Here is a 3822-nt window from a genome sequence, read left to right on the forward strand (position 1 = left end):
TACCCCATGCCCATCAAGCTAAGAAATCAAGTTACCCCCTAAACAAAAAATCTCACTTTTTATCTGAAAAAAGTGAGATTTTTTGTTTACTATCAAACTAGCAGGATCAGAGTCTTAAAAAGCGTCAAACCAGCTTAAATGAGTATTAGACTTAGACTGCCGCTGTTTTATTCAACTAACGTTTCCAGTTAGTTGAAAGCTGTAGCTCTTCTTTAATACTTTTCCACTCGACATATTCCCTCCATGACGAACGGGAAAATACATTTTATCCGGGTAATATTGTTTTTTTTATTTTTATCCGGGTATAATTGGTGAGGCAATCAGAGAAGAGGTCAGCATGAGTAATATCCTAACACGCTTTTACTGCACGGCATTTTTGGGTGTGGGAGTCGTCGCCAGTGGTTCGTTACAGCACGTTGTTACTACAGTGAAGGAAGCTCTGGATGACAGAGACCTCATACAGTTGCTTTTATTTGACGATTCCACGGGGAAGCCAGTAGATGTTGATTTTCGTGGGAAGACAGATGATGTGCTCAAACGATTAGGAGAACAGTTTGGTGACTTACCCGGTACGGAAGTGAATCAACAGCCTACACGGCGGGTCGGTCGACCCAAGCTGGGGGTTGTATCCGGTGAGGTTACGTTATTGCCACGGCATTGGGAATGGCTCAAGAGTCAACCTGGAGGGGCATCGGTAACATTACGAAAACTCATTGATGAGACTCGCCGTGCTGGAGGAAAACAGAGCAATATCCGAGAGTCACAAGAAGCAACACATAACTTTATGACAGCTATGGCCGGGAACTTCCATCAATACGAAGAAGCTCTGCGGGCACTGTATGCTGGTGATTCGGATCGTTTTTACCACTTCATCGATGACTGGGCACCTGATATCAGAAACCATGTCAAAAGATTAGCCGCTAATGCATTCCCTGAAGGGAATTTATGAATGATAGCATTTGGAGGCGTAAAGAATTAAAAAAAGGAACTACGAAAGGAGCCGCTATGACAGAGTTTGAATCTATTCGTTACATCGCAACGTGCAGTTGTTTCTTGCTTTTTCAAGTCATCAAGACTACCTGGCCGGTATCGGGCATCGGACTGCAGCGATTGAAGATTCATGTCTTCTGCCTATGGCGGAACTTCTGATACCGAATTAATTGGAGGAGAACAAAATCATGAACATTCTGAAAGTAAACGGCGTTGATTTGGCCTATGACAGTTTCGGTAACGAAAATGACGAGGCTATTATCTTAATAGCCGGGCTTGGAACCCAGATGATCCGATGGACGGTTCCGTTTTGTCGGATATTAGCAGCGCGGGGCTTTCGCGTAATCCGCTTTGACAATCGCGACGTAGGTTGCTCGACACACTTTAGCCATTATCGGACGCTGGATTTTGACGCACTGGCGACTGCTCTCATGTCAGGACAGAAACCGGACATCCCTTACACTCTCGATGACATGTCCAACGACGCTATCGGACTGCTCGACGCCCTTTCAATTGACCGGGCACATTTCGTTGGCAGGTCGATGGGCGGAATGATAGCCCAGATTGCAGCCAGTGAGTACCCTGAACGGGTTTTATCACTCACCTCTATTATGTCTAGTTCCGGTAATCCCACTCTTCCGCAAGCTTCCGCGGATGTCATGGCGATGATGACTAAACCGGCGCCGAATCCCTTTGAGGATGAAGCTGGATTTTTGGCGCACAGCCTCTCTTTTGCCAAACGCATCGCCGGCACTGGCTATCCGTTTGAAGAAGACGCTTATCGGGCACTCATTCTGGAGGAAGTCCAGCGAGCCTACGATCCAGGCAGTGTCGGACGACAAATTGCTGCGATCGCTGTCTCCGGTGATCGTCGTCCGCGGCTGGCGACCATAAAAGTACCAGCACTTGTCATTCATGGGGTGGACGATCCCCTGTTCGTCCCGGCGTGTGGCGAGGACACAGCTTCTGCCATCCCGGGCGCCGAGCTAATGTTGGTTGAAGGCATGGGACACGACCTGCCGCACCAGCTGTACAAAGTAACCGCTGATGGCATAGAGCGAACGGCTCGTCGCAATTGACACGCGCTTCCTGAATAGCAACCAGCCGGAGTACCGCTGATCAATTTCCACCCTTGGCGCATACGACCCGGGTGGAAGCGGCGGTGCTCTTGGAACTTATCACGATTAAACTAAAGTGAAATTGTATTCAAAAAATGAAAAAAACGTTATGCTTTTTGTAGAAATATACAGAAAGGATGGCGTTTTTGTATGAATCTATCGATTCAGGATGAGTTTCATTTGTTCGCTGAAGAACTACAGCGATATCTATCTCCACATATTCTTCAACAACTTGCACAAGAGACAGGTTTTGTAAAACGTAAAAGTAAGTATGGCGCACAAGATTTGGCTGCTTTATGTATCTGGATTAGTCAACAGGTAGCAAGCGATTCCCTCACTCGATTATGTAGCCAACTTTATGCAAATACAGCTACACTTATGAGTCCAGAAGGACTTAATCAACGTTTTAACCGATGCGCGGTGTTATTTCTACAGCGTGTGTTTTCTCGTTTAGTCAAAAGTCAACTAAACGATTCATCTCAAATTCCAAACCAATACACTTCTTATTTTCAACGTATACGTATTTTAGATGCTACTATTTTTCAAGTACCCAATCATTTAGCTCCTATTTATCCTGGTTCAGGAGGATGTGCACAAACAGCCGGTATTAAGATTCAACTAGAGTATGATTTACATAGTGGAAAATTCCTCAATTTCCAAATGGAACCGGGTAAAAATAATGATAAAACCTTTGGTACAGAGTGTTTGGATACCTTACGCCCAGGAGATTTGTGTATTCGAGATTTAGGATACTTTTCTCTAAAAGATTTAGACCAGATGGATCAACGAGGGGTATTCTATGTTTCACGGTTGAAATTAAATAATAGAGTATATATAAAAAATGAATCGCCAGAATTCTTTCGGGATGGGACAGTTAAAAAGCAATCTTTATATGTTTTACTTGACCTTGAAGATATCATGCATCAGATAAAACCAGGAGATACTTATGAAATTCGGAATGCCTATGTTGGACAACAAAAATTACCCTCACGAGTTGTAATATACAGACTCACATCAACTCAAATTCATAAACGTAGGAAACAGCAAACTTATGTTGAAAAGAAAAAAGGGGTTACATACTCTGAAAAAAGTAAACGTTTAATAGAAATCAATGTTTATATTACCAACATCCCATGGGAAATTGTTCCGAAGGAACAGGTTCACGAGATTTACTCTCTACGTTGGCAAATAGAGATTGTATTTAAAACATGGAAATCCCTTTTTGGTATCAATTATTGTCATAATATTAAGCGAGAGCGTCTAGAATGTCATCTTTATGGAAAGTTAATTGCTATTTTTCTTTGTTCTTCCACTATGTTCAAAATGCGACAACTGTTACTACAGAAAAAACAAAAAGAATTAAGTGAATATAAAGCAATTTATATGATTCAAGATCATCTGTACTTGGTATATGAAGCTATACAAAACGAAACCCAAGAAGTAACAAAAATTTTCATTCGTTTGTTTGATCTCTTACTGAAAAATGGACGGAAATCCCATCGATATGAGAAAAAGACAATCTTTGATATTTTAGGTGTCGTTTATCAGTGTACTGTATCCAATCTAAAGCAGAAAACTGCATAATCTTTACAAATACACCTTATCCAGGTTTATTTGGTATGCGTATTTTTAAAAACAAATAAACAAAATAGCAAGCATGTAGGCAACAAGAACGGCAGTTCGCGGGAAATCCAACCTTAGCTTGATGGGCATG

At 42.2% G+C, this 3822-nt stretch carries 3 protein-coding genes; all 3 read left to right on the top strand.

Annotated elements, in window-relative coordinates; genetic code table 11:
- The first annotated feature begins 337 nt into the window (after positions 1 to 337).
- The 3 genes from ACFQZ1_RS13505 to ACFQZ1_RS13515 all read left to right on the top strand — a co-directional run bounded on the left by ACFQZ1_RS13505 (position 338) and on the right by ACFQZ1_RS13515 (position 3692).
- Positions 338 to 949, top strand: coding sequence for a DUF2239 family protein (locus ACFQZ1_RS13505; RefSeq protein WP_377882712.1), 612 nt, complete (start codon positions 338 to 340; stop codon positions 947 to 949).
- A gap of 229 nt (positions 950 to 1178) precedes the next feature.
- Entirely contained in the window at positions 1179 to 2069 is an 891-nt protein-coding gene (locus ACFQZ1_RS13510) for an alpha/beta fold hydrolase (RefSeq protein WP_377882713.1), read from the top strand.
- A gap of 189 nt (positions 2070 to 2258) precedes the next feature.
- Positions 2259 to 3692, top strand: coding sequence for an IS4 family transposase (locus tag ACFQZ1_RS13515; protein WP_377882714.1), 1434 nt, complete (start codon positions 2259 to 2261; stop codon positions 3690 to 3692).
- Positions 3693 to 3822 lie beyond the last annotated feature (130 nt).

Origin of the sequence: Bacillus sp. CGMCC 1.60114 (genome assembly GCF_042676365.1) — a bacterium.
Taxonomy (GTDB): domain Bacteria; phylum Bacillota; class Bacilli; order Bacillales; family Bacillaceae_G; genus Bacillus_A; species Bacillus_A rhizoplanae_A.

What these genes read in the sequence shown, in the direction of transcription:
- ACFQZ1_RS13505 (WP_377882712.1), top strand. Translation starts at nt 338, where the DNA reads ATGAGTAATATCCTAACACGCTTTTACTGCACGGCATTTTTGGGTGTG.
- ACFQZ1_RS13510 (WP_377882713.1), top strand. Translation starts at nt 1,179, where the DNA reads ATGAACATTCTGAAAGTAAACGGCGTTGATTTGGCCTATGACAGTTTC.
- ACFQZ1_RS13515 (WP_377882714.1), top strand. Translation starts at nt 2,259, where the DNA reads ATGAATCTATCGATTCAGGATGAGTTTCATTTGTTCGCTGAAGAACTA.